Annotated in this window: 25 protein-coding genes; 22 read left to right on the top strand and 3 right to left on the bottom strand. The window is 61.9% G+C overall.

Going from position 1 to position 26,592, the window contains the following annotated elements; genetic code table 11:
• Positions 1–67 precede the first annotated feature (67 nt).
• On the bottom strand, positions 68–787 hold the full coding sequence (locus tag PMW70_RS04845; RefSeq protein ID WP_271744031.1) for a GntR family transcriptional regulator: 720 nt from the start codon (positions 785–787) through the stop codon (positions 68–70).
• Between the two features lie 339 nt (positions 788–1,126).
• Between PMW70_RS04845 and PMW70_RS04840 the strand changes: the two genes are divergently transcribed.
• From PMW70_RS04840 to nhaA, 3 genes are all read left to right on the top strand, one after another.
• Complete coding sequence (locus PMW70_RS04840; protein WP_232049578.1) at positions 1,127–2,080, top strand: ROK family protein; 954 nt, start codon at positions 1,127–1,129, stop codon at positions 2,078–2,080.
• A 146-nt stretch (positions 2,081–2,226) separates the two neighbouring features.
• Positions 2,227–3,150, top strand: coding sequence for a manganese-dependent inorganic pyrophosphatase (locus tag PMW70_RS04835; protein WP_117646235.1), 924 nt, complete (start codon positions 2,227–2,229; stop codon positions 3,148–3,150).
• 267 nt (positions 3,151–3,417) lie between these two features.
• Positions 3,418–4,776 (top strand): Na+/H+ antiporter NhaA, encoded by a 1,359-nt coding sequence (gene nhaA, locus PMW70_RS04830; RefSeq protein WP_099432234.1) that lies wholly within the window; start codon positions 3,418–3,420, stop codon positions 4,774–4,776.
• 372 nt (positions 4,777–5,148) lie between these two features.
• Here the strand turns inward: nhaA and PMW70_RS04825 are convergent, their stop codons facing one another.
• Entirely contained in the window at positions 5,149–5,403 is a 255-nt protein-coding gene (locus tag PMW70_RS04825; protein ID WP_022093864.1) for a hypothetical protein, read from the bottom strand.
• Positions 5,404–5,553: 150 nt separating this feature from the next.
• Between PMW70_RS04825 and PMW70_RS04820 the strand changes: the two genes are divergently transcribed.
• From PMW70_RS04820 to PMW70_RS04790, 7 genes are all read left to right on the top strand, one after another.
• Positions 5,554–6,858, top strand: a complete 1,305-nt coding sequence (locus PMW70_RS04820) for an aspartate aminotransferase type Ic (RefSeq protein WP_089572423.1) — start codon at positions 5,554–5,556, stop codon at positions 6,856–6,858.
• A 66-nt stretch (positions 6,859–6,924) separates the two neighbouring features.
• On the top strand, positions 6,925–7,239 hold the full coding sequence (locus PMW70_RS04815) for an STAS domain-containing protein (RefSeq protein WP_089572422.1): 315 nt from the start codon (positions 6,925–6,927) through the stop codon (positions 7,237–7,239).
• 153 nt (positions 7,240–7,392) lie between these two features.
• Positions 7,393–7,980 (top strand): Sec-independent protein translocase subunit TatA/TatB, encoded by a 588-nt coding sequence (locus tag PMW70_RS04810; RefSeq protein WP_271744030.1) that lies wholly within the window; start codon positions 7,393–7,395, stop codon positions 7,978–7,980.
• The gene (gene tatC, locus PMW70_RS04805; RefSeq protein WP_055285525.1) at positions 7,980–8,771 is read left to right on the top strand and encodes a twin-arginine translocase subunit TatC; all 792 of its coding nucleotides are present in this window, start codon (positions 7,980–7,982) and stop codon (positions 8,769–8,771) included. Before PMW70_RS04810 ends, tatC begins: the two co-directional genes overlap by 1 nt.
• Positions 8,772–8,777: 6 nt before the next feature.
• Positions 8,778–9,134: a hydrogenase maturation nickel metallochaperone HypA gene (gene hypA, locus PMW70_RS04800; RefSeq protein WP_117565013.1), complete on the top strand. Its 357-nt coding sequence runs from the start codon at positions 8,778–8,780 to the stop codon at positions 9,132–9,134.
• A 55-nt stretch (positions 9,135–9,189) separates the two neighbouring features.
• On the top strand, positions 9,190–9,873 hold the full coding sequence (hypB, locus tag PMW70_RS04795; protein ID WP_271744029.1) for a hydrogenase nickel incorporation protein HypB: 684 nt from the start codon (positions 9,190–9,192) through the stop codon (positions 9,871–9,873).
• A gap of 54 nt (positions 9,874–9,927) precedes the next feature.
• Positions 9,928–12,504 (top strand): DNA topoisomerase I, encoded by a 2,577-nt coding sequence (locus tag PMW70_RS04790; RefSeq protein WP_271744028.1) that lies wholly within the window; start codon positions 9,928–9,930, stop codon positions 12,502–12,504.
• Positions 12,505–12,646: 142 nt separating this feature from the next.
• On the opposite strand, the gene PMW70_RS04785 is transcribed toward PMW70_RS04790, so the two are convergent.
• Positions 12,647–13,630, bottom strand: a complete 984-nt coding sequence (locus PMW70_RS04785; protein WP_271744027.1) for a zinc ribbon domain-containing protein — start codon at positions 13,628–13,630, stop codon at positions 12,647–12,649.
• A gap of 240 nt (positions 13,631–13,870) precedes the next feature.
• Between PMW70_RS04785 and tmk the strand changes: the two genes are divergently transcribed.
• From tmk to PMW70_RS04725, 12 genes are all read left to right on the top strand, one after another.
• Positions 13,871–14,554 (top strand): dTMP kinase, encoded by a 684-nt coding sequence (tmk, locus tag PMW70_RS04780; protein WP_117772884.1) that lies wholly within the window; start codon positions 13,871–13,873, stop codon positions 14,552–14,554.
• A 1-nt stretch (position 14,555) separates the two neighbouring features.
• Positions 14,556–15,683 (top strand): DNA polymerase III subunit, encoded by a 1,128-nt coding sequence (locus PMW70_RS04775; RefSeq protein ID WP_271744026.1) that lies wholly within the window; start codon positions 14,556–14,558, stop codon positions 15,681–15,683.
• Entirely contained in the window at positions 15,674–17,374 is a 1,701-nt protein-coding gene (locus tag PMW70_RS04770) for a PSP1 domain-containing protein (RefSeq protein WP_117757650.1), read from the top strand. Before PMW70_RS04775 ends, PMW70_RS04770 begins: the two co-directional genes overlap by 10 nt.
• A 102-nt stretch (positions 17,375–17,476) precedes the next feature.
• Positions 17,477–18,283 (top strand): double zinc ribbon domain-containing protein, encoded by an 807-nt coding sequence (locus PMW70_RS04765; protein WP_271744025.1) that lies wholly within the window; start codon positions 17,477–17,479, stop codon positions 18,281–18,283.
• 10 nt (positions 18,284–18,293) lie between these two features.
• A complete protein-coding gene (locus tag PMW70_RS04760) occupies positions 18,294–19,403 on the top strand; it encodes a hypothetical protein (RefSeq protein ID WP_117629900.1) in 1,110 nt (369 codons plus the stop codon).
• A gap of 732 nt (positions 19,404–20,135) precedes the next feature.
• The gene (locus PMW70_RS04755) at positions 20,136–21,146 is read left to right on the top strand and encodes a substrate-binding periplasmic protein (protein ID WP_233547255.1); all 1,011 of its coding nucleotides are present in this window, start codon (positions 20,136–20,138) and stop codon (positions 21,144–21,146) included.
• A gap of 317 nt (positions 21,147–21,463) precedes the next feature.
• A complete protein-coding gene (gene hpf, locus PMW70_RS04750; protein ID WP_055285508.1) occupies positions 21,464–22,048 on the top strand; it encodes a ribosome hibernation-promoting factor, HPF/YfiA family in 585 nt (194 codons plus the stop codon).
• Between the two features lie 79 nt (positions 22,049–22,127).
• Positions 22,128–23,081, top strand: a complete 954-nt coding sequence (locus PMW70_RS04745) for a DegV family protein (protein WP_271744024.1) — start codon at positions 22,128–22,130, stop codon at positions 23,079–23,081.
• 98 nt (positions 23,082–23,179) lie between these two features.
• Positions 23,180–24,259, top strand: coding sequence for an NAD(P)-dependent oxidoreductase (locus tag PMW70_RS04740; RefSeq protein ID WP_138340216.1), 1,080 nt, complete (start codon positions 23,180–23,182; stop codon positions 24,257–24,259).
• Positions 24,260–24,264: 5 nt separating this feature from the next.
• A complete protein-coding gene (locus PMW70_RS04735; RefSeq protein WP_271744023.1) occupies positions 24,265–24,693 on the top strand; it encodes a hypothetical protein in 429 nt (142 codons plus the stop codon).
• Positions 24,694–24,708: 15 nt separating this feature from the next.
• Positions 24,709–25,407: a HEAT repeat domain-containing protein gene (locus PMW70_RS04730; protein WP_271744022.1), complete on the top strand. Its 699-nt coding sequence runs from the start codon at positions 24,709–24,711 to the stop codon at positions 25,405–25,407.
• 6 nt (positions 25,408–25,413) lie between these two features.
• Entirely contained in the window at positions 25,414–26,499 is a 1,086-nt protein-coding gene (locus tag PMW70_RS04725; RefSeq protein ID WP_022094615.1) for an isocitrate/isopropylmalate dehydrogenase family protein, read from the top strand.
• Positions 26,500–26,592: the final 93 nt, after the last annotated feature.

Below are 26,592 nucleotides of genomic sequence, written 5' to 3'. Positions count from 1 at the left end.
TACTCCCATAAGGTTGTGCGGGTGCCGCGTAAGACAGCTCAAAACGAGCACCCACCGGATTACAAAACTAGGCCAGCGTTACGTTGTGCAGCTCAAAGCGGTCGCCTACGTTGTGCGAGATAGAATATTCAAACGCGGTGCCGCTATCCAAGAAGCCAATCTGGTTGAGTTCGAGCAGGGGAGAGCCGGGTTTGGTATCCAGGCGCTCAGCCTCTTCCTCAGTTGCCGCGACGGCGCGAATGGTGCGGTGGAAACTCGAGATCTTGAGTCCGCACTGCTCGCGGATGAAGCTGTAGACCGACGCGTACAGGTCTTTTTTCTTAAGACCCGGAATCAGCTCGAGTGGCATATAGGTATACTCGATAACGATGGGCTGACCATCGACCTCGCGTACGCGCACGATGTGATAGGCAAAGTCGTCTTCGGCCATTCCCAGCTGGGTCGCAACCTCTGCCGGCGGATTGACGATCGAGAAATCGTAGACCACCGAGGTCACTTTCTCCCCGCGATGCTCGTACGAAAAGCCCTGGGAGCGATCGTTCTTGCCCTGGAAAAACGCCTGGCCGGGAAGCCCCGCCGTGTCCTTAACGTAGGTGCCCGATCCGCGCCGGCTGGTAACAAGACCTTCATCGGTAATCTGCTCAATAGCTCGTTTGACGGTGATTTTGGAAACGCTATAGAGCTCGCAGAACTCAACGACGGTGGGCAGCTTGTCGCCCGGCTTTAGAGCGCCGTCCTCGATGCTTCGACGGATATCTGCAGCTATTGCCTCGTATTTGGGAATCATGGAACCTCCTTTCCGGCTTGATTGAGTACAAACGAAAGTATAGTCCACGCCTAAGCATCCCTATTGCGTTTTGAAAAGTTCGAGAAAGATATAATCAAAAAACGCTTTTCTATATTAACTAGAGCGCTCTAAATGAATATGCATTCGAATAATGTGGTATTGAGCAAATTGATCGGCTCGAAGATGGGGTTGGGCCGTTTTGCCGCCCAGCGAACCGAATCTCATGCCTTGCGTTTTCCCAGATAAAACCTGCCAAAACAAACCTGTCCCTTTTTGGCAGGTTTTTGCCTTGGGAGCGGTACCATACAGGCAATGTTTAAACGAGAAAGGCGGGCTCCCATGGAACCTAAGCAGTATTACATCGGCATCGACGTCGGCGGCACTTCGGTTAAGGAGGGCCTGTTCGACGAGGACGGCAACCTGCTGGCCAAGGCCAGCGTGCCCACGCCTCCCATCGTTGACGCTGCGGGCTTTGCCGCGGTGACCGAGGCTATCGACCAGGTGGTCGCCAAGGCCCAGATTCCGCGCGCCTTTGTGGCGGGTATTGGCCTGGCCGTTCCGTGCCCCATCCCGGCATCGGGCGATGCCAAGGTCAAGGCCAACATTGCCATTAACCTGCCTGAGCTAAGAGTCGCCATTCAGGAGCACTGCCCCGACGCGGTCGTTAAGTACGAGAACGATGCCAACGCCGCTGCCATGGGCGAGGCCTGGCTCGGCTCTGCCAAGGGCGTACAGAACGTGGTGATGGTCACCATTGGTACCGGCGTGGGCGGCGGCGTTATCGTTAACGGCGACGTGGTATCAGGCGTTGTGGGCGCCGGCGGCGAGATTGGCCACATGTGCCTGAACCCGGCTGAGGAACGCACTTGCGGCTGCGGCGGCCATGGCCATCTGGAGCAGTATTCCAGCGCCACCGGCGTGGTGAGCAACTACCTTGCCGAGTGCGAAAAGGCGGGCGTCGAGCCCATCGAGCTGACCGGCCCCTCCGATTCCAAGGACGTGTTCCAGGCCTGCCGCGAGGGCGACAAGCTCGCGCTGGCCGCGGCCGATACCATGGCCGACTATCTCGGCCGCGCACTGGCGCTTATTGCCAACGTGGTTGATCCCGAGATGTTCCTCATCGGCGGCGGCGCCTCCGCCTCGGCCGATGTCTACCTCGACAAGGTTCGCGAGCACTTTAAGCAGTACGCGCTCTCCGCCTCGCGCGAGACGCCCATTAAGGTCGCTTCGCTCGGCAACGACGCCGGCATCATCGGTGCCGCCTACGTAGCCCTGCGCGCCGCCGGTAAATAGCTGATGCAAGGGGCGGGTGGTGAGGGGGTAGGCCTCGCCTCAACGTTTGTCCCAAATTGCGCTGCGCCCCTTCCGTTTCAGAAGGTTCGGCGTCAGCGTGCTACCATAGACACGTATGAGTACACACACGCATATGGAGGAAACCCATGGCAAACGTTCTTGTCTTTGGTCACCAGAACCCCGATAACGACGCCATCATGAGCGCCGTCGTCCTGTCCCAGCTGCTCAACCAGGTTGAGTATGCCGGCAACACCTACGAGGCCTGCGCCCTTGGTCAGCTTCCGGCAGAGTCCGCCAAGCTGCTTGCCGACGCCGGCATCGCCGAGCCCCGCGTGATTGAGTCCGTCGAGGCCGGTCAGCTCGTCGTCCTCACCGACCACAACGAGTCCGCCCAGTCCGTCGCAGGCCTTAAGGACGCCACGGTCTTTGGCGTCGTCGACCATCACCGCATCGGCGACTTCGAGACCGCCGGCCCGCTGCACTACATCTGCCTGCCCTGGGGCTCCAGCTGCACCATCGTCACCAAGCTCGCCGACGTGCTCGGCGTTGAGCTTTCCGACGTCCAGGCCAAGCTGCTGCTCTCGGCCATGATGACCGACACGCTCATGCTCAAGAGCCCCACCACCACCGATGTCGACCGCGCCGTCGCCGCCAAGCTCGGCGAGCAGGTGGGCGTCGACCCGGTCAAGTTTGGCATGGAGGTCTTCCTCACCCGTCCGTCCGGCTCCTTCACCGCAGCCGAGATGGTCGGCAACGACATCAAGATGTTCGAGCCCGCTGGCAAGAAGCTGCTCATTGGCCAGTACGAGACTGTCGACAAGAGCCGTGCGCTTGGCATGATTGACGAGATCCGCGAGGCCATGCGCGCCTATGCCGCCGAGAAGGGTGCCGACGGCATCGTCCTGTGCATCACCGACATCATGGAGGAGGGCTCGCAGGTCCTGCTCGAGGGTGAGACCGAGGCCGCTCAGAAGGGCCTGGGCATCGCTGACGAGCACGACGGCGTCTGGATGCCGGGCGTCCTCTCCCGTAAGAAGCAGGTCGCTGCCCCCATCATGGCCGCCTGCTAGGTTTAGTTGACCGAACGCCACGACCGGATCGCGGACGCCCCGCGCTCCGGTCGTTTTTTGTGCACGGAACCGCGTTGTCTCTTGGACAGGCGTGCCCGTGCCGTTGAGCAAATAATGTTCAACCTGTGGTTCCGCTTTTCGGCCACGCCTGCGTGCTTGTCGTGCAGGGTAGGCTAGATGCAAGCGTAATACGTTAGAGCGCGGCGCCGCCACTTGGGCGGGCCGTGCTTTTTTAAGACGGGAGCTTTCCCGTGAAAGGAGCCGCCCATGGCAGCAACTGAGCAGCTGTTCAACGTTCGTGAGCGCAAGCGCTTTGAACGTCACGACATCTGGGAGCGCATCGCCGAGAACGGCACGATTTCCGCCGCCGTCATGGTCTTCGCCGCCATCGCCGCCGTCATCTGCGCCAATACCGATGCCTACGAGGCCATCCATCACTTTTTGGAGACCCCGCTGTATGTGGGTCTGGGTAACCTTACGGCTGGTCTCACCGTTGAGCTTTTCGTCAACGACTTCCTCATGGCGATTTTCTTTTTGTTGGTGGGCATTGAGCTTAAGTACGAGATGACGGTCGGCGAGCTCAAGAATCCGCGTCAGGCCATGCTTCCCATGTTGGCGGCCGTGGGCGGCGTCGTCGTTCCCGCCTGCATCTACCTGATCTTTAACCATGCCGGCGCCCGCAACGGTTGGGCCATCCCCATGGCAACCGATATTGCCTTTGCGCTGGGCGTGCTGTCGCTTTTGGGCAATCGCGTGCCCAACGGCGTGCGCGTGTTCTTCTCGACGCTCGCCATCGCCGACGATCTGATTTCCATCGCCGCCATCGCCATTTTCTACGGTCAGAGCCCCAATCCGTTTTGGTTGGGCGCCGCCGCACTTGTGACCTGCGCGCTCGTGTGGCTCAACAAGACGCAGCATTACCGCCTTGCCCCGTATTCGGTACTGGGTCTGCTGTTGTGGTTCTGCATGTTCAAGAGCGGCGTACATGCCACGCTTGCTGGCGTCATCCTGGCCTTCACCATTCCGGCCAAGTGCGGCGTCAAGCTCGATAGTCTCACCGATTGGCTGGGCGAGTGCCTGCCGCTGCTCGATGACCGCTACGACGACGAGGCACACATCCTGGGCCAGCATGACTTTACCGTCTCGACTACCAAGGTCGAGCGCGTCATGCACCGCGTGACCCCGCCGCTCATCCGCATGGAGCGTCTGATCTCCACGCCGGTCAACTTTGTGATCCTGCCGATCTTTGCGTTCGTAAACGCTCAGGTTCGCTTAGTGGGCGTGGACATGAGCACACTGCTCACCGACCCGGTGACGCTCGGCGTGTACTTTGGCATGCTGCTGGGCAAGCCGATCGGCATCTTTGGTATGACGTTTGCCCTGGTTAAGCTTAAGGCCTGCGAGCTGCCGCACAATGTCAACTGGCACATGATTGCCGGCGTGGGCATTCTGGGCGGTATCGGCTTTACCATGTCGATTCTCATCAGCGGCCTTGCTTTCCCGACGGCCCAGTTTGAGGTTCTTGCAGCCAAGGCCGCTATTCTCGCCGGTTCGGTCACCGCAGCCGTGCTCGGCATGATCTACATGAGCGTGGTCTGCAAGCATCCCTCGCCCAAAGACGAGTAAGAGCGCGAAAACCGGCTCCAGAACCGATTCGGGCGCGTTCAAAATGCGGATTCGGGCGGTGCTTGCCGCCTGCCAGACACGCCAGTGGTCAAAAAACGCCGTTTGTGAGTACTGTCACAAACGGCGTATCATTTTAGGTGCGGAAAATAATGAACAAAGTTATAAGAACTGTACGTTAATGAGTGACCATCGACTTCCAATTTGGCGCTAGCTGACGGTGATTAGGGAGTTTCAAGTCGAGTTTTGCCGATTTCGACCAAGAAACGCTGCTACTAAAAAGGTGACAGTACTCATATTTGCCCTTTTTTGGCCACAAGCCCTAAAACAAGCCTCGCCAGGGTCGGGAAACGGGCCAAATGCCGGCCTCGAGGCTTATTCCACGGTGCCGTAGACGGCGCCCCAGCCGTGGGCGGCCAAGGCGGAGTTGAGCTGGTCGCAAAGTGACTGGCGGTCGTAGTAGCCGGGCGGCAAAAGGTTCACGATTTCCATGAGGTCGGGCGCCAGGTCCAAGATTTCGGCCTGTACGATCAGATCCAGGCGGTCGATGGCGTGGCGGTCGTAAAACAGTCCGTCGACCAGGCGCTGCAAGTCGCCGAATTCCTCGGCCTGAAACGATCCGTACTCCATAGTGCCTCCTTGGGCGCCCCACGCCGGCATGCGCGGCGATTCGTAATTGATTGCGATGAACTTAATCTATCACGGCTTCATAACGTTGCGACGATGGCGGTCTATACTTAGACGAACTGCAACGTACCGCTTCGCGAAAGGTCGCACCCCATGCAGACGATCTACCAGAAGATGGAAACCACCGAACTCGATGCCGCCATCGAGGCGCTCAAAGCCGAGGTCGCCGAGGTCAAGGCCAAGGGCCTGGCGCTCGACATGGCCCGCGGCAAGCCGTCGCCCTCCCAGGTGGACATCTCTCGACCCATGCTCGATATCCTCAATGCCGATGCCGATCTGCATGACGGCAACGTCGACTGCTCCAACTACGGCTGCTTTGAGGGCATTCCCTCGGCACGCAAGCTGGCGGGGGAGTTCCTGGGTTGTCCTGCCGAGCAGACGCTCGTACTGGGCTCATCGAGCCTGCTGATCGAGCACGATATCGCCGGTATGTTCTGGCGTTGCGGCTCGTGCGGCAGCGACCCTTGGGAGGCTTACGAGGCAGCGCACGACGGCAAGAAGGTCAAGTTCCTGTGCCCTGTTCCCGGCTACGATCGCCACTTTGGCATCACCGCCGATCTGGGCATCGAGAACGTCCCCGTCGCGATGACCGACAACGGCCCCGACATGGACGAGATCGAGCGCCTGGTTGCCGCCGACGATTCCATCAAGGGTATCTGGTGCGTGCCCAAGTATTCCAACCCCACGGGCATCACCTTTAGCGAGGACACTGTGCGCCGCTTGGTCGAGATGCCCACGGCCGCGCCCGATTTCCGCATCTTCTGGGACAACGCTTACTGCGTGCACGACCTGTACGACGAGACCGACGAGCTCGCAAATATCTTTGACCTCGCTCGCGCGGCGGGCACCGAGGATCGCGTGGTGGCCTTTGCCTCGACGTCCAAGATCACCTTCCCGGGCGCCGGCATCGGCTTTATCGGTGCGAGCCCCGCGGTCATCGCCGAGTTCTCCAAGCGCCTGAAGGCCGGTCTTATTAGCGCCGATAAGCTCAACCAGCTGCGTCACGTGCGTTTCCTTCCCACCATCGAGGCGGTCAAGGAGCACATGAAAAAGCATGCCGAGTTCCTGCGCCCGCGCTTTGAGGCCGTTGAGCGTAAACTCACCGAGGGCTTGGGTAACACGGGTTGCGCCACTTGGACTCATCCCCATGGCGGCTACTTTGTGAGTTTCGATGGCCCCGAGGGCTCGGCCCAGAAGGTCGCCGCGCTTTGTGCCGACCTGGGCGTCAAGCTCACGCCGGCTGGTGCCACCTGGCCTTATGGCAAGGATCCGCGCGACACCAACATCCGCATCGCGCCGAGCTATCCCACGGTCGAGGACCTGGAGGCTGCGCTCGATGTGCTGGTGCTGGCTGTCAAGCTCGTCGCTGCCGAGCTTGCGCGTGCCGAGCGCGCCTAACGCGTAGGGCCCCGCAAGTCCGCGCCTAGTACTATCCGCACTTTCGATACGTAAAGGAGCGTATACATGGATTTGGGTATTTCCACCAACCCCACGCCAGAGCTCTACACCATTAAGGTGACCGGTGAGATCGATATCTCTAACGCCGATAGCCTGCGCAATGCCATCGACCTGGCGCTCGAGCAGCCCACTGAGGCCGTTGAGCTCGATTTTGCCCAGGTGAGCTATATCGATTCGACGGGTATTGGCGTGCTCGTGGGCGCCGCGCACCACGCAGCCGATCACGGCAAGCGTTTTAGCTGCGTTAACGTGCAGCCTCCGGTGATGCGCGTGGTTCAGCTGCTGGGTGTCGACCAGGAGATTTCGATCACGGCCGCATAGGCCCTGCCCCAAAAGGGGCGTGCCGTTTGGCATATGTTTGTGATGCGCTCGGACGTTTTGGCGTCCGGGCGCTATACTTGACCGAATGAATAGACGAGTTCCGGCCGAATGGCGCGGTGCGGGCTCGACTCACATCGAGCCTTGGAGGTATGTGTGTTTGGTATTGGAGAGGGTGAGCTCGCGATCATCGTGGTCTTCGGCTTTTTGCTGTTTGGCCCGGATAAGCTCCCGCAGATGGGCCGTACGATCGGCCGTGCCATCCGTCAGTTCCGCGAGACGCAGGAAAAGATGACGGCCGTTGTTCAGTCCGAGATTATCGATCCGGTGAGTGAGGCCGCGTCGGCGCCGGTCAAGCCCAAGAAGGCTGCTGCGGCCGACGACGATTCCGATGCGGACGAGGATGCCACCGAGACGGCAGCGCCCGCCAAGAAGGAGACCTTTGCCGAGCGTCGCGCCCGTCTTGCTGCCGAGAAGGCCGCAAGCGAGGGTGCTGCTGAGGGCGAGGTCGCTGCCGAGGGTGCTGCCGTTGAGGTTGCGACCGCCGATGCTGACGCTGCTGCTGCGGACCCCGAGCCTGCTGCAGAGCCCAAGCCCGAGCCGGCAGAGCCCACGACGGCTGATCTCTACGCCCGTCGTCCCCGCAAGCGCAAGGCCGTCGTCGACCAGCTCGCTCGCGAGCTCGAGGTCGAGGACGATGCCGAGGCTGCTGCCGCCGACGCCCCGAAGGGAGGCGATGAGTAATGCCGATCGGACCTGCGCGCATGCCGCTCTTCGATCACCTGGGAGAGCTCCGTCGCCGCCTGACCATCGTGGTCGTTTCGGTGTTTGCCGCCGCCATCGTGCTGTACTTTGCCACGCCCGTGGTGCTCGATATTCTTGAGGACCCCATCCGCTCCTTTGTGCCGGACGGTAAGTTTTACATCACCACCACGCTCGGCGGCTTTGGCCTGCGCTTCTCGCTTGCCATCAAGATGGCCGTGGTCATGTGCACGCCCATGATCATCTGGCAGATTCTGGCATTTTTCCTGCCGGCACTGCGCCCCAACGAGCGCAAGTGGGTTGTGCCCACGGTGCTCGCCTCGACGGTGCTGTTCTTCCTGGGTGCCATCTTCTGCTACTTCATCATCATCCCGGCGGGCTTTGAGTGGCTCATCGGCGAGACCTCGGCTGTCGCTACGGCGTTGCCCGATCTGGAGAACTACGTCAACATGGAGCTGCTCTTTATGATCGGCTTTGGTGTGGCGTTTGAGCTGCCGCTCATCATCTTCTACCTGTCCGTTTTCCACATCGTGTCCTATGCGGCCTTCCGCAGCGCCTGGCGCTACGTGTACGTAGGCCTGCTCGTGGGTTCGGCTGTGATTACGCCCGACGGCTCGCCCGTTACGCTGGGTCTCATGTATGGCGCCCTGCTCTCGCTCTACGAGATTTCGCTCGCCATCGCTCGCGTGGTCATTACCGCGCGCGAGGGCAAGGAGGGCCTGTTCGTGAGCCGTCTGGACCTGTTCTCGGACGACGAGGACGACGAGGAGTAAATCGGTATGCACGAGGTTGGCATTGTCAACGGCATACTCGATACAGTGATTCGCGCGGCGCGTGGGGCGGGGGCCTCGCGCGCCGTTTTGGTAACGCTGCGTATCGGGGATATGACCGAGGTCGTGCGCGAGGCGCTTGACTTTGCGTGGGAGACGTTTCGCGACGAGGACCCGCTCACGCGCGGCTGCGAGCTTGCCGTGGAGGAAGTCCATCCACAAAGCGAGTGTCTGGACTGCGGTGAGGTCTTTGAGCACGACCGTTTCCATTGCCGTTGTCCCCAATGTGGCGGTGCCAACGTGCGTCTGCTGCATGGCCGCGAACTCGACATCGCAAGTATCGAGATCGAGACCCCCGACGATTAGCACGCTCGCCATCTAGCGATGGGGTATAAAAGGGCCAAAGTAAGGAGCGCTAAGTATGGCCGAGAAAACGATTGATATCGCGTCGCCGATTCTGTCGCGCAACGAGCGCCTGGCAGATCAGCTGCGTAAGCGGTTTGAGCAGACGGACACCTACGTGATCAATGTGCTGTCGAGCCCTGGCTCGGGTAAGACCACCACGATTCTGGGCACCAACGAGCGCCTGCGTGACAAAGCCAGCCTGCGCTGTGCCGTTATCGAGGGCGATATCGCCTCGGACGTCGACGCCATCACCATGAAGGAAGCCGGCATGCCCGCCATCCAGATCAACACGGGCGGCCTGTGCCACCTCGAGGGCAACATGATCATGGAGGCCGTTGACGCCTTCGACCAGGCTGTGGGTCTGGAGAACATCGACGTCATCTTTATCGAAAACGTGGGCAACCTGGTCTGCCCGGTCGACTTTGACCTGGGCGAGAACCTGTCCATCATGATTCTCTCGGTGCCCGAGGGCGACGACAAGCCCATCAAGTACCCGGGCATCTTCCAACACGCCGGCGCGCAGCTGCTCAACAAGGTCGACGTGGCCCCGGCTTTCGATTTTGACATGGATAGGTATACTAAGACACTCGATGACCTCAATCCGCAGGCGCCGCGGTTTGCCGTGAGCGCGCGCAAGGGCGAGGGCATGGATGCCTGGTGCGATTGGCTCATCGGGCAGATTGAGCAAGCAAGGGCGTAAGTCGGCCGCCAAGAGGGCGGGCGCAGCCGCAGACACACGAGATAGGAGCCTCTTTTGAAGCTCATCATCGCTGAGAAAAACGACGCCGCGCGTCAGATCGCCGAGCGTCTGTCCACGGGCAAGCCCAAAAAGGACAAGGTGTACAACACCGCCATTTACCGTTTTGAGTGGAAGGGCGAGGAGTGCGTGACGATCGGCCTTGCCGGTCACATCCTGGCACCCGATTTTTGCGACAGTGTGCTGTTCGATAAAAAGTTGGGCTGGTATTCGGTCACGGAGGACGGCGAAATGCTGCCGGCCGATATGCCCGATGGCCTGGCCCGCCCGCCGTACGACACCAAGCGCAAGCCGTTCCTTGCCGATGGCATTTCCATCAAGGGCTGGAAGCTCGAGAGCCTGCCCTATCTCACCTGGGCGCCCGTCATTAAGCTTCCGGCCGAGAAAGAGCTCATCCGCTCGCTTAAGAACCTCGCCAAAAAGTCCGACAGCGTCATCATCGCCACGGACTTCGATCGCGAGGGCGAGCTGATCGGTTCGGACGCCCTCAACAAGGTGCGCGAGGTGGCGCCCGACTTGCCGGTCGCCCGCGCCCAGTATTCTTCGTTTACCAAGGCCGAGATCACGCAGGCCTTCGATAACCTTGTCTCGCTCGACCAGAACCTGGCCGACGCCGGCGAGAGCCGTCAGCACATCGACCTCATTTGGGGTGCGGTGCTCACGCGCTACCTGACGCTCGCCAAGTTTGGCGGCTTTGGCAACGTGCGTTCCGCCGGCCGCGTGCAGACGCCGACGCTTGCCCTGGTGGTCGAGCGCGAGCGCGAGCGCATGGCGTTTGTGCCCGAGGACTATTGGCAGATTCGCGGCATGGGTGCCGCTCAGGGTGCTGCCGAGGATGACCGCTTTAAGATTGCGCACAAGACGGCGCGTTTTACCGATAAAGATGCTGCCGAGACGGCGTACGGCCACGTCGACGGCGCTACGACGGCAACCGTCGCCGCGGTGACCAGGCGCTCCCGCAAGCAGCAGCCGCCCACGCCGTTCGCGACGACCTCGCTGCAGGCTGCCGCCGCGGCCGAGGGCATCTCGCCTGCGCGTACGATGCGCATCGCCGAGTCCCTCTACATGGCGGGCCTCATCAGCTATCCGCGTGTCGACAACACCGTGTACCCTGCGACGCTCGATCTGGGCGCCGTGGTGAGCGACCTGGCAAAGATCAACCCGGCGCTGGCGCCCGTGTGCAAAAAGGTACTCGCCGGCCCCATGAAGCCCACGCGCGGCAAGGTCGAGACCACCGACCACCCGCCCATCTACCCCACGGGCGAAGGCGATCCGTCCACGCTCGATGGCGGCCAGCGTAAGCTCTACGACCTCATCGCCCGCCGCTTCCTGGCGACGCTTATGGGTCCCGCGACCATCGAGAACACCAAGCTCGAGCTCGACGTGAGCGGCGAGCCGTTCGTGGCCTCGGGCGACGTGCTCGTGACCCCGGGCTTCCGCGAGGCCTACCCGTACGGCCTTAAGCGCGACGAGCAGATGCCGCCGCTTGAGCAGGGCGACACGGTCGACGTGTTCGACATTAAGCTTGAGGCCAAGCAGACCGAGCCGCCCGCGCGTTACAGCCAGGGCAAGCTCGTGCAGGAGATGGAGAAGCGCGGCCTGGGCACCAAGTCCACGCGCGCGAGCATCATCGAGCGCCTGTATGCCGTGCGCTATCTCAAAAATGATCCCGTTGAGCCGAGCCAGCTGGGTATCGCCATCATCGACGCGCTGTCGCAGTTTGCCCCGCGCATCACGAGCCCCGATATGACCAGCGAGCTCGACGGCGACATGACCCGCGTGGAGCGCGGCGAGGACACCGAAGAGCATGTCGTGACGCACTCGCGCGCGCTGCTGGCCGGCGTGCTCGACGAGCTGCTCAAGCATACGCAGGAGCTGGGCGACGCCATCAGCGACGCCGTCACGGCCGATGCGCGCGTGGGCGCCTGCCCCAAGTGCGGCAAGGACCTGGTTATGAAGACGAGCGCCAAGACCCGCGGCAGCTTTATCGGCTGCATGGGTTGGCCCGACTGCGACGTGACCTATCCGGTGCCGAGTGGCGTCAAGGTGAGCCCGCTCGAGGGCGAGGCCGCCGTGTGCCCCGAGTGCGGCGCGCCGCGCATCAAGTGCCAGCCATTCCGCCAGAAGGCCTTCGAGATCTGCGTGAACCCCACGTGCCCCACCAACTACGAGCCCGATCTTAAGGTGGGCGAGTGCAAGGTGTGTGCCGAGGCCGGACGTCACGGCGACCTGATCGCGCACAAGAGCGAGAAGAGCGGCAAGCGCTTTATCCGCTGCACCAACTACGATGACTGCGGCGTGAGCTATCCGCTGCCGGCGCGCGGCAAGCTCGAGGCGACGGGCGAGACCTGCCCCGAGTGCGGCGCCCCCATCGTGGTGGTCAACACGGCGCGCGGTCCGTGGCGTATCTGCGTCAACATGGACTGCCCGACCAAGGAGAAGAAGCCCGCCCGCGGTCGCAAGACCACAACCAAGGCGAGCACGGCAAAGAAGACGACGGCTAAGAAAGCCACTGCCGCCAAGAAGACGACCGCGAAGAAGTCGACTGCCAAGAAAGCAGCCGCCGACAAGTAACGGCGCAGTCGAAACATTGCCCAAAAAAACGAGCGAGGACCCCGCGATCCTCGCTCGTTTTTTTGACCGGCAGTTAGGGACGTTCCTTTTCTGCCGGCAGTTTAGGAACGTCCCTAACTGCCGGCTCGGGAACGACAAAGCGCTAGTTCACCTCGACAGGCTTAGCGCCGGGATAGCGCTCCTCAAAGTCTAGGCGGTACTTATTGTCATTGGTGCCCGCCACGTTGTCGCGCGACAGCGGCGCCACGATCTCATTCTTGTGGTCCGCAGGCTTGGCGTATTTCAGGCTGATCTCCCAGGCATCACAGATTGCGTCAATGCGGTGATCCAGGTCGTCGTACAGGGCGATGATATCCTTCCAGGAGCTGTAGTTCTTGGAGCTCGTCGGGACGTCCAGGTCCTCGACGATGTCGTAATACTGCTCGATGGTGTCCTCCGTGCGCTCGGCGACGTCGGCGAGATTTTGACGGGTGGTTTGATCCTCTTCCAGATAGTTGCCGTTGAAGTTCTGCGCGCAGCCACGGACCTGGCTGTCGAGATCTTCGAGCAGGTCGTAGTATTCGCTCAGGCGACGGTAGAGGTTCTGCTCGGAGAGCGTTGCTTCGCCGCCATCCTCGTCGTCATCGTCATCATCGTCGTACAGGCTGTTGGGATTGCCGAGAGGCTTTAGGTCATCGTCGTCGACGTCATGGTGCAGCTTAGCTACCTCGGCAGTCGTCTGCGTGGCGGCGTTGTCGAACGGTCTGATCGCAAAGAAGATGACCAGGGCGATGATGATCGCCACCAGCACAACGATAACGGCGATAAGCGGCCCGGTGCCGCTCTTTTTGGGAGCGGGGGTCTGTGGCGAAGCGGGCGCGTATGCGGGAGCCGGCTGCTGTTGGGGCGAGCCGCTCGCGACGGGTATGCGCTGCGTGGTCTCGACGGCCTCGGTCCTTGCGGCGGGGTCGGGGCTATAGGCGAGGGGGTCGTCCGCCTTGGCTTGCGGCGTATCAAGGGAGCCGGTCTGCTCAAAAGCGGGCTGGCTATCGCTCGCGGCTGTTTGCTCAACGGGTGCACCGCACGAGGTGCAGAACTTGGCATTATCTTCAAGAAGCTTGCCGCACGAGGCGCAATACCGAGACATTGCCACTCCTTTCGCCACATTTCAATGCAATACGACGATTATACCCAGCATCCAAAATTCCCCATCATACGTTGCGGTGAAATAGGGACTGTTTGGCGGTCTTAGAGCTTCAATCAGTCCCTATTTCACCGCAACTTTGGAAAGGCGCCTTTAGCCATTGGGGACGTGCCGAGCACTGGGGTATCATGGCTTGGTTGCTATAACTCGCATTTACGCGCCTTGTAGGAAGGGGCTGCGCCCATGGCTTTTGAGCCTGCTCAACATAGCTTTATCACGCTCGAGGGCGTCGACGGTGCCGGCAAGTCCACGCAGGCGCGCCTGCTTGCCCGTGCGCTCGACCTTGCCGGCTACCAGGTTGTGACCCTGCGTGAGCCGGGCGGCACTGCCATCAGCGAAAAGATTCGCGCCCTGCTGCTCGACCCTGCCAACACGACGATGGGCGATACCTGCGAGCTGTTGCTCTACGAGGCTGCGCGTGCCCAGCTGGTGCACGAGGTCATCGCGCCCGCCCTCGCTGCCGGCAAGGTGGTCCTGTGCGATCGCTTCTACGATTCCACGACCTGCTACCAGGCGTTTGCCGATGGCCTCGATCGCCAGATAGTGCGCGACGCCAACAACCTGGCCGTCGCGGGTACGCACCCGGCGCTCACACTCGTCTATCACATCGCGCCCGAGCAGGCGGCGCTGCGCATGGCAGCCCGTGGCGCGGCAGATCGCATGGAGGCAAAAGGCGTGGCATTCCAGGAGCGTGTCTACCAGGGCTTTTGCGCAATCGCTGCCGAGGAGCCAAACCGCGTAAAGCTCATCGACGCCACTGCGACCGTCGAGGAAGTCTTCGAGAAGACGGTCGAGCAGGTTCGCGCGTATGGTCTCGACATTCCGCAGGAAGCCGTTGCCGCCGCGCTTGCCAAGGAGGCCGAGTAACATGGCCCCCGCTCAGGCAAGCCTGCTGGCCAGGCTCGACACCCAAGAGCGCGTGCGCGACTTTTTGACCAATGCCGTCGCTAGCGGTCGCGCGTCGCACGCCTACCTGTTTTTGGGCGCGCCCGGCGCGGGCAAGCTCGACGCCGCGTGGGCGCTCGCCCAAGCCTTCCTGTGCGAGCAGGACGGCTGCGGCGCATGCGACAGCTGCGTGCGCGTCTCTCGACATACGCATCCCGACGTGCACTATTACACGCCCGAGAGCGCCACGGGTTACCTCATCGCCCAGACCCGCGAGCTGCTCGACGACGTGCCGCTGGCGCCCATCCGCGCCAAGGCAAAGGTCTACATCATCGACCGTGCTGAGCAGCTGCGCGCCAACACCGCCAACGCGCTGCTCAAAACGCTCGAGGAGCCGCCCGAGGGCGTCATGTTCATCCTGTTGGGTACCTCGGCAGACGTGATGCTGCCCACCATCGTGAGCCGCTGCCAGTGTGTGCCGTTTCGGCTGGTGTCTCCCACCGTGGCCGCGCAGGCCGTGAGCCGCGCCACCGGGCAGGATCCCGCGCGCTGCCGCATGGCCGTCGCCGTGGCGGGAAGCCCCACGCGTGGTATCGAGTTCCTCAAGAGCGCCGAGCGCCAGGACGCCCGTCGCCAGATGATCCGTGCCATCGACTCACTCATTGCCGCCGACGAGGCCGATGTACTCAGCCGTGCCAAGTCGCTCATCGTCGCCGTCAAGGCGCCGTTGGCCGAGGTCAAGTCCACGCAGGAAAAGGTGCTCGAGCAAAATGCCGACTACCTGTCGCGTGGAGCATTGAAGCAGCTTGAGGACCGCAACAAGCGCGAACTCAACGCGCGCGAGCGTTCGGGTATCATGGAAGCGCTGGCGAGCGCGCGGACGCTCATGCGCGACGTGCTGCTGACGCTTCAGGATGAGGCGGCCGACGTCGTGAACGAGGATGTGCGCGACACGATCGGTCGGCTTGCCGCCGCGACCAATGTTGCGGGTGCCACCCAGGCGCTCGAAGCGGTCGCAACCGCCGAGCGCAACATCGCCAGAAACGTTACTCCCCAGCTGGCCATCGAGGTCATGCTGTTCGATATCAGGAAGGCACTGAAATGCCGTTAGTCGTACCCGTTAAGTTTACCTACGCCTCGCGCGACCTGTGGTTCGACCCGCAGGATTTGGATATCCTCGAGGCCGATTATGCCATCTGCTCCACCGAGCGCGGAACCGAGATCGGCCTGGTCACGGCCGATCCCTTCGAGGTACCGCAGGACGAGATCGGCCAGCCGCTCAAGCCCGTGCTGCGCGTGGCGAGCGACATCGACCTGCAGCTTGCCGATGATCTGGCCATCCAGGGCGACGAGGCCATGGTCGATTTCCGTCGCCTGGTCAAGGAGCTCGACCTCGAGATGAAGCCGGTCGGCGTGGAGTACCTGTTTGGCGGCGAGAAGGCCGTGTTCTATTTTGCGGCCGAGGAGCGCGTCGATTTTCGTCAGCTCGTCAAGGACCTTTCCTCGACGCTGCACATTCGCGTCGACATGCGCCAGATCGGCGTGCGCGACGAGACCCGCCTGGTGGGCGGCTATGCCCAGTGCGGACAGGAGCTCTGTTGCACGCGCTTTGGCGGACAGTTTGAGCCCGTCTCGATCCGCATGGCAAAAGAGCAGGACCTGCCGCTCAACTCGTCCAAGATCAGCGGCGTGTGCGGCCGCCTGATGTGCTGCCTGCGCTACGAGTTCGAGGCCTACAAGGACTTTAAGAGCCGCGCGCCCAAAAAGAAGACGCTCATCGATACGCCGCTCGGCAAGGCGCGTATTCAGGAATATGACACGCCGCGTGAGCAGCTGGTGCTGCGCCTAGAGAACGGCAAAGTCTTTAAGGTCAACCTGGCCGATATGACCTGCTCGGAGGGCTGCAAGAAGAAGGCTGCCGAGCAGGGCTGCAATTGCCGCCCCGACTGCGTGACGCGCGATGTGCTCGAGCGCATCGAGTCGCCCGAGATGCGCCTGGCGCTCATGGAGCTCGACCGCGAGAACGGCGTCGACGTGGGCGATGGCCTGTCGAGCGCCGACCGTCTTGCTGGCACGTCGATGCCCAAGCGTCGTCGTCGCGATGCCGAATCCGATGCTCGCGCCGGTCAGAGCCAGGGCGAGAGCCGTGGCCGCGGAAAGGGCCGTGGCAATGCCGCAACGCCTGAGGCCGAGGAGGCCGCTGGCGGCCGTCGCCGCCGCAAGCGTGCGGGCTCTGCCGATGCCGGCGAGGCCGCAGCCGCCGGCAAGAACGGCGCTCGCGAGCGCGAGGTTCAACAGCCCCAGCAGCAGAATCGCGGCGGTGGCATGAACCCCACACGACGTCGCCGCCGTCATCTGTCGAGCGAGGAGCGCGAGGACGCCTTCCGCGCCGCAGCTGCTCGCGAGGCTGGTGCCGCTTCCAAGGGCGCCTCGGCCTCCGACGCGCCTGCCGACAAGGGCGGCAAGTCACGTGGCGAGGAGGAGCGCGCGCCGCGTTCGCGCCGTCGCCATTCCTCGGGCGCGCAGCAGAAGCCTTCAGTGCCCTCCGTGGCCGATCAGGTCTCGGATGGCGAGGTCAAGGTCACGCGCCGCCGTCCCGGAGATGGCGGGGGGGCTGCTGCCAAGGCTTCGCGTGGCGCGGCTCGCGACGAGCGCGAGCCGCGCGAGGATCGCGGTGGCGAGGGCTCGGCCGACCAGGGTCAAAAGCGCCGTCGCCGTCGCCGTTCCCGCAAGCCGCGCCAGGATGGTGGCGAGGGCTCGACCCTGTCTTCGTCTGCACCACAACCGCCCGCCGGCGAATAACGCCCGCGAGCGGATTTAGCTCGCCTTGCCCCGAGCGCATCGGGGTATCATAGCGCTGAATCAACAACCCTCCCTGCGACCGAACGTAGGGAGGGTTGTGTCTTGAAGAGCCATCTGAACATATTGAGCCGTCTGCAGGGTGCCGGCGCCCTACCGTTTGCGGACGAATTGCTACCGTTTGCCGAGCGGGTGGCACGCGAGGCGCTCGAGGCATTGTCGCCAACACGATGTGCCGGCTGCGAGCGCGCCGGTGCGCTTATTTGCCAAGACTGCCTGGCTGCGCTCACGCTCATCGACCCACGTCATAGCTGCACCCGATGCGGCGCCCCGTTTGGGGATTTGCTGTGCACTGAATGTTCGGTCGAGGGCACGTCCTCGGCAATGTCGGAGGCGCTCGACCGCTGCCTGGCGTGCGCCGTCTACGCGCATCCGCTGCCGCGCATCATTAAAGCGTACAAGGATGCGGGCGAGCGACGTCTGGCTCCGTATCTGGCGGAGCTGCTTTACGACACCGCCCTGCATGCCCAGGTCGTAGCGCCCGAACGCTTAGGAGGTGTGCTGTCCGGTGCGGATGCGGTGGCGTTTGTGCCTGCGACGGCGGCAGCGTTTCGGCGGCGTGGTTTTGATCATATGGAGGCTATTGCGCGCCCATTTTGCGAGCTGTCGGGTGTTCCCCTGCTCGATGCTCTCGTCAAGTACGGGCATGGCGACCAGCGCGAACTCGGTCGTGAGGAGCGCCGCGAGCGTGCCCAAGGCATGTACGAGACGGTTGAGGACGTGCACGGCCGCCGCCTGCTGCTGATCGATGACGTTATCACCACGGGCGCGACGATGGCCACGGCTTCGGCGGAACTCAAGCGCGCCGGCGCTGCGGCAGTCGATGGCATTGCTATCGCACGTGTTTGGTAGGGGTGGTTTTGTGGCAGTGAAGATTGAGCGGCGCAACGAGCCGACAGGCGAACAGCTAGCGGCTTCCGTAATCCTAACAGGTGCCTCGGCGCTTCGCATGATGCGCGCCGAGCGCCGGCAGATGGGCTATATCAGCTGGAAGGACCTTAATCCCGATGAAGAGCGCCGTGTGCTGCGCACGTCGTCGCCCTCGACCGAGGATATCTATCTTCCTGACTTGGTGCGAATTGGAGCCAAAAGTGGCGAGGTGCAGGAAGATCTGTGCTTGTTGGTGGGATCTGCGGCGCAGCGCCGCCGCATGCCTGGCGTAGGCTGGTCCGTGTGTTCCGGGTTGCCCGCCGGCTCGATTCTAGAGGTGGAACCGGGGGTGTACAGCCTATCTCCCGAGGCCCTTTGTGTTGCCGTTGCGCGTGAGGTCGGCTGCATCCAGGCGTTTGCCCTGGCCCAGGAGCTGTGCTCTAAGATTTCACTGAGCGACCGCGGGAAGTATCTGCCTCCCTACACCTCGCCTGTTACGAATAAACTTGCAAAGGACAAGGACCAGCCAGCAGACGTGGGCTACTTTGAAGTCGAGCCGGTGCTGATGCCCGATCGTCTGGCAGATTACCTTGCGGCATGCAAGGGGAATGTGGCCAAACAGCTGCTGCGTCTGTGTCCCTATCTTTCGGAAAACCTGCTCTCGCCCATGGAGTGCATCATGCTCGCCCTGTTTTCGCTTCCGTTTTCCTATGGCGGGTTTGCCTGCGGACCTTTTAAGACCGACTACAAGATCGAGTTCGATGACCGTGCGCAGGCAATCTCGGGGATGCCCCATGCAGTTTGCGATGCATATCAGGAGGCAGCCCGGTTTGACCTGGAATACAACGGTGAGCTGGGCCATTCCTCTCGGAGGGGACGTATCCATGATGAAAAGCGCAACACGGGCTTGATTACTATGGGAATCGAGGTCGCGACGGTCAACAACGAAATGCTCTGTGACATGGAAGCGATGGAAGCGCTCGCATGGCGCATGCACCAGCGTATGCGAAAGCGGTACCGGAATCGTGTCGATGCCCGCAGGAAGAAGCAAGAGGCGTTGCTTAACACGCTGCGGGCGTGTTTTGGGCTTAAGCCGGTCTAATTCACGTCGAAAATAGGGGGTTAATCATATGCCCTGGCCAAAATATGGCAAATATGAGTACTGTCACTAAATCAGTAACAGCAAAATCAAGGAATTTAGGACTCGGAGGCGTCATAAAGTAAGAAGATAATAAACAAATGTAGAATAACTAAGCATCAGGTTGGCGACACTGAGCGCAAAATCTGTCCGAGAGGCTAAAACTGCCTGTTACTAAATTGGTGACAGTACTCATATTTGCCATTTTTTGGCCACAGCACCCTAGGAAGGGTGCCCCGGAGCTCCCCATAGGGGAGCTCCGGGCTTCACAGGGGCACGAATAGCCCACTCCGACCTGCGAAATCTGTACTCGCGATGCGAATGACGCCCCTAACCTTAAACTTTAGCTTGAACTTAGCTATAATGCGCTACGTTCCTACCAGGCTGTGGTTGCGGACGGACGAAATGCCCGTCCTAGTCCAAGACAGACGCGGTCAAAGGGATCCACGTAAGCGACCGCGTGCGCGCGGCGCGATCATGGCGCGTCCTAGATGTAAGCCGCACCGTCCGTTCTACTTTCTTTGGGGCAATACCGCCTCGCGGGCGAGCGGGCCAGTCGTGAAGGTGGCTGCGGCCTCCCGAGCAAACACCCCGGTGCGCAAGTGTGGGGTCAAATACCAGGTCAGCTGGTGGGAACAATCTGATATTCCGCGCATCGCACGGATCGTATACGACACAGAAGGCAGGGTAGTGGACATGGTGAGGGGCAGCTTGATGCACGCGGCTCGGTTAGGTGCTGGGACCGCAGCGGTCATCGCCGTTTTGGGTCTGAGCGGATGCGCGTTCAACCCGCTGTCTACGTTCACGACTCCCACGATCGACCAGATCGAGTACGAGACCGTCACGCCCACGGTGTCGGATGATGCCCTGTTCACCCCCGGTACCCTGACGGTCGCCCTCGATACTTCCGATGCGCCGCAGGCCATGCAGGGCACCGACGGCGAGCTCACGGGGTATGCGGTCGACGCTGCCCGCGCCCTTGCAAGCCGTATGGGCCTTAAAGTTGCCTTCGTCGATGCGTCTTCTGCTGATTCCGTGCTTGGCGACAAAAAGGCCGACATCTTCATTGGCGATATCAATTCCACGGATGATGACATCAGCACGCTTGGTACTTGCCTGTACGACGCTGCGGCAGTATTCGGAAAGACGAGCGACGGCGAGTCGCTGAGCGTTTCCACCGAAACGCTTAACACCGCTACCCTGGGCGTTCAGACCTCCTCGGCCTCGCAGGAAGCGCTCGCCAAGCAGAGCATCACGGCCAACCAAAAGACCTTCTCCAACATCAACGAGTGCTTTGAGGCACTCGAGTCCGGCGAGGTCGACTACGTGATCTGCGACTCCACGGCCGGCGGCTACCTTGCGCGCCTGATGAGCCAGGTCTCTTACGTCGGCACGCTCGAGACGCCCTCGACGCTCGGCGTCGCGGGCCTCGCGGCCAACGACGAGCTATGCCGTGCCGTGAGCGATGCCCTCGACGGTATCACGGTCGATGGCACGCTCGAGGCGGTCCACTCCGTCTGGTACGGCACGATGCCCTATGACCTCACCACCAAGACGGTCTCGGGCGCCGACGTGCAGCCGACCGACACCGGATCCAGCGAGTCCGCATCCTCCGATTCGAGCAGCGATGGTGCATCCTCCGAGGATAAATCGTCCAGCCAGGAGGGCACTATCACCGACGACGACATTAACAAGCTCAATAGCTAGTTATTGCTAGGGGTGGCGTCTCCTATGCGCTAGGAGGGACGCCTCTTCACGGTTTCAACACGCATCGCCGGGCTCTCCCAACAGGGGAGCCCGGCTTTTTCGTTTCCATAAAACCAGCAGGTCAAAGACATTTTTTAGGTGCAAAACCAAAGTCGCCGTCGCTCTTCCATAGCGCACTTTGCCACAGAAAAGTGCGAGACTTCGGTATGCGGTATCAAGCAATCGTTATTCGGGTCTTTGGGAATCCGCGTGATTAAATGCACGGCAATGGGTACATAGCCAGTACAGTAAGTCCCCGAGGCAGATTGGAGCCACGTATGGATATCAAGGTTTCTGGACGCAAGACGACGGTAACCGATGCTCTGCGTGCGCATGTGGATGAGAAGATCGGCGAGGCGCTCAAGGTTTTCGATATCGAGCCCATGACGGTCGACGTTGTACTTCGCTATGAGAAGAACCCCTCGAACCCCAACCCGGCAATCGTCGAGGTTACGGTTCGCGCCCGCGGTTCGGTGATTCGCGTTGCCGAGCACGGTGCAGATATGTACGCCGCCATCGACCTCTCCGCCGATAAGGTCACCCGCCAGCTGCGCAAGTTCAAGACCAAGGTCGTGGACAACCGCCAGGGTGGTGCCAGCGCAGCGGATGTTGCACCGGTCGAGCGTGTCGAGGATCTGGCCGACCTGCTGCTGCCCGAGGAGGACGACGACCTGCTCGTCCGCGAGAAGGTCATCGATGTCACCCCGATGACTGAGGAGCAGGCGCTGGTGCAGACCGATCTGCTGGGCCACGACTTCTACGTGTTCGAGAACGCGACGACTGGCCTCATCAATGTGGTGTATCACCGTAAGAATGGTGGATATGGCATCATCAAGCCCCGTATCGAAACACTTGACGAGTAAAATACGTTAACTTGCATGAGTTAACGGTTGGCGGCCATCCCATGCGGGTGGCCGCCTTTTTACGTAAGGAGTCGCTTTGATGGACAAGGCCGCATCTACCGGTCATTCGGACCGTTGCCGCATCGTCGTCGATACCTGCTGCGACTTTAGCCCCGAGGTCGCCGCGAACCTCGATGTCGATATCCTGGGTTTCCCCTTCATTATCGATGGCGAGGAGCGCACAGACGACATCTGGTCGAGCATCACGCCCAAGGAGTTTTACGACCGCATGCGCGCCGGTGCCCGCGTGTCCACCTCGGCTGTGTCGCTCGGTCGCTATATCGAGTTCTTTACCGAGTGCGCCAAAGAGGGCACGCCCACGGTCTACCTGTGCTTTACCTCGGCGCTGTCGTCGAGCTACAACTCCGCGTGCCAGGCGGCGGACGCCGTGCGTGCCGAGTATCCCGATTTTGAGCTCTACGTGGTCGACAACGCTCTGCCCTGCGCGACCGGCGCGCTCTTGGCGCTCGAGGCCGTGCGCCAGCGTTCGGCGGGACTGACCGCCAAGCAGCTGGTCGATTGGGCAAACGAGGCAAAGACCTACGTCCACGGCTACTTTACGCTCGAGAGCTTCGACGCACTGGCTGCCGGCGGCCGCATTCCGCCCGCGGCGGCGCAGCTCACGGCAAAGCTCGATGTCAAGCCCGAGCTCTCCTACGACCTGGCCGGCTCGCTGTCGCTGATCGGCGTCAACCGCGGCCGCAAGAAGGCGCTCAAGTCCATCCTCAAGTCGTTCCGCGAGAACTACGTGCCCGATCGCACCATGCCCATCGCCATCATGACGGCCGATGCCGAAAAGGATGGTGACTGGCTCGAAGCCGCCATCCGCAAGGAGGAGGGTTGCGCCGACGTCACGATCATTCGCGGCTCCGTGGGTCCCACCATCGGCTCGCACGTGGGCCCCGGCATGGTGGGCTGCGCGTTTTGGGGTAAGAACCGCGCCGACAAGGCGTCGCTTTCCGACCGTATCGCCCGCCGCGTGCGCGGTCAGTAGGCAAGCGCTGCGTCCGTAATCGCCCTCGACTCACAGCCCAAACGCTGGCACCGAGTATTCAACCTGGTAACAACACCCAACCCAAAAGGATAGGTTTCATGGCAAACAAGCTCTCCGTCGCATTCATTGGCACCGGAATCATGGGTGCCCCCATCGCCGGCCACATTCTGGACGCCGGCTATCCCGTCACGGTCAACAACCGCACCAAGTCCAAGGCGGCGGCGCTTATCGAGCGCGGCGCCGTCTGGGCAGATACGCCGGCCGATGCCGCGGCGAACGCCGATGTCGTCTTTACCATGGTGGGCTATCCCTCCGAGGTCGAGGAACTCTACCTGGCGGGCGACGGCCTGCTCGCGTGCACCAAGCCGGGTGCGGTCTTGATCGACCTCACCACGAGCTCGCCCGAGCTTGCCCGTGACATTGCCGAGGCCGCCCAGGTTTCTGGTCGCATGGCGTTTGACTGCCCCGTCACCGGCGGCGAGTCGGGCGCTATCGCCGGTACGCTCACGGCTATCGTGGGCGCTACCGAGAACGACATCGCGCCGGTCCGCGACATCCTTGCCACCTTTGCGGCCAACATCTGCTGCTTCGACGGCGCCGGCAAGGGCCAGGCTGCCAAGCTCGCCAACCAGGTGTCGCTGGGCGCCTGCATGGTCGGCATGGCAGACGCCATGGCATTTGCCGAGCTGAGCGGCCTTGACCTGGAGAAGACCCGCCAGATGATCCTGGGCGGCACCGGTAAGTCCGGTGCTATGGAGAGCCTGGCCCCCAAGGCGCTCGACGGCGACTACAAGCCCGGCTTTATGGTCGAGCACTTCATTAAGGACCTGCGCTTGGCGCTCGCCTATGCCGACGACCGCGAGCTTGCGCTGCCCGGCGCCGACGTGGCCTTTACGCTCTACGACATGCTCGACGCCATCGGTGGCGCCAAGCTGGGCACCCAGGCCATCACGGTCCTCTACAAGGAGGAGGCCGACGCCATCGCCGCCGGTCTGGACTGGTCGCAGTATCGTCCCGAGGAGCATGGCGCTCACGAGGACGGCTGCGGTTGCGGCGAGCACGGCGACGACCATGAGTGCGGTTGCGGCCACCATCACGGCGAGGACCACGAGTGCTGCGGCGGCCACGGCCATGACGACGGCCACGAGTGCTGCTGCGGCCATCATCACGGGGAGTAGCGCCCATGAACTGGACGTTCGTGGTGCTTGCGCTGGTGCTCTTTCTCTTTGCGATCTACATTGGCTTTTTGTGCGGCCAGTGGGCGTGCGAAAAGCGCGTGATCACCAAGCGCGACTACTGGATCGCCAATTTTGCAGGAGCGGCGGCAGTCGTCCTGCTGACCTGGGTGTTTTCGCTGTTTCCGTTGGTGCAGTTTGCGCCGATCGGCTGGCTCGGCGGCTTTATCGCCGGTCTTAAGATGAGCTTTGGCGAGTCCGTTGGTCCATGGCGCAAGCACGACGAGGTTTTTAACGTCAACAAGGCTCATCGCGCCGCCGCCGACGCGGGCGACGCCGAGGAACGCCGCCGTGCGCGTCGCAATGGCGCGGCCGACCGACAGCTCATCTCGGTCACCGATGACAGCAAGGGTGCTGGCAAGCACGCTAAGAAATAGTAAGAAGAGGTAACTATGGCAGAAAACAAAGACGAACAGCTCACCGACGAGGAGCTGGCACAGCTTCAGCTGGCAGAGGAGAACGAGAACGCCGTCGACCGTCTGGTCAAGGAGCTCGGCTGCCCCACGCGCCGCATCCGCCAGTTTGCCGCCCGCGTGCTGCACCTGCTTGCCGAGCGCGATCCGCAGCGCGTCGTGCCCTGCGTGCCCGCGCTGATCGAGGCGCTCGACCGCCCCGAGGCGCAGACCCGCTGGGAGGCCCTCGATGCCCTGACGGCGCTCTCTACCACCTGCCCCGAGCAGCTGGGCGATGCCTTTGAGGGCGCCGAGACTGCGCTGTTCGACGAGATCTCCTCCACGCTGCGCTATGCCGCCTTCCGCCTGCTGTGCGTGTGGGGTGCCACGAACGTCGAGCGTTCGCGCGAGGCTTGGCCCATCCTGGACGAGGCCATCCAGTGCTACCACGGCGACCTTGAGTATCGCGACATGCTCGGTTGCCTGTACGAGTTTTGCCAGGGCGAGATCGACGCCGAGGTTGCCGAGAAGCTCGCGCTGCGCCTTAAGTTCGACGCCGAGAACGGCAAGGGCAGCTATCTCAAGGCCCGTTCGAGCGAGATTTGCGAAATGCTTGTTAAACGTTTTGGCCTGGATCTCTCCAAAAAGAAGAAGCGTGCTAGCGTTAAAAAATCTGACGACGCCGAAGACGAGGAGTAACAGATTATGGCGCACGATGTAGTCCTGATTCCCGGTGACGGTATCGGTCCCGAGATTACGCAGGCCATGCGCCGCGTGGTCGAGGCCACTGGTGTTCAGATCAACTGGAACGTCCAGGAGGCCGGTGCCGGCGTCATGGACGAGTTTGGCACGCCGCTGCCCCAGCACGTGCTCGATGCGGTCGCCGAGACCAAGGTTGCCATCAAGGGTCCCATCACCACGCCGGTCGGCACGGGTTTCCGCAGCGTCAACGTGGCCCTGCGCAAGCATTTTGACCTGTACGCCTGTGTGCGCCCCTGCCTGTCGCAGCCGGGCGACGGCTCGCGCTTCCGCGACGTCGACCTGGTCATCGTGCGCGAGAACACCGAGGATCTCTACGCCGGCATCGAGTTCGATGAGGGCGCTGCTGAGGTCGAGGAGCTCTCGCAGCTCGTTGAGCGTTCGGGTCAAAAGACCTTCGCCGCCGATTCCGCGATCTCGATTAAGCCGATCTCTATCGCCAAGAGCCGTCGCATTGTGGAGTATGCCTTTGAGTATGCCCGCCGCTGCGGCCGCAAAAAGGTGACGGCCGTGCACAAGGCCAACATCATGAAGGCGACCGACGGCCTGTTCCTGCGCGTGGCGCGCGAGGTGGCCGCCAACTATCCTGATATCGAGTTCAACGACAAGATCGTCGACGCCACCTGCATGGGTCTGGTCCAGAACCCCAATGACTTCGATGTCCTGGTGCTGCCCAACTTGTACGGCGATATCGTCAGCGACCTGTGCGCTGGCCTGGTGGGTGGCCTGGGTATGGCTCCGGGTTCCAACATCGGTGCCGATTGCGCCATCTTTGAGGCAACGCACGGCTCCGCGCCCGATATCGCGGGTCAGGATATCGCCAACCCCACGGCCGAGATTCTATCTGCGGCTATGATGCTCGATCATCTGGGCGAGAACGATGCTGCCAATCGCATTCGTGCCGCCGTATCTGCCACGCTCGACGAGGGCGAGCAGGTTACCGGTGACGTGCGTCGTGCCCAGACCGGCTCCGTCGAGGGGGCCGTGGGCACGCAGGCCTTTGCCGATGCCGTTATCGCGCACCTGGCCTAAGGTATGCACGCTGCAAACGCCTAAATAGTACTTAAGTGTTTGCGTATAACCTAAGAATCAATACGCCCGGCGCTCTGCCGGGCGTATTCTATT

Origin of the sequence: Collinsella aerofaciens, assembly GCF_028209625.1 — a bacterium.
GTDB classification, from domain to species: domain Bacteria; phylum Actinomycetota; class Coriobacteriia; order Coriobacteriales; family Coriobacteriaceae; genus Collinsella; species Collinsella aerofaciens_AM.
Note: the sequence above shows the minus strand (reverse complement) of the source record. Positions and strands in the feature narration are given on the sequence as shown.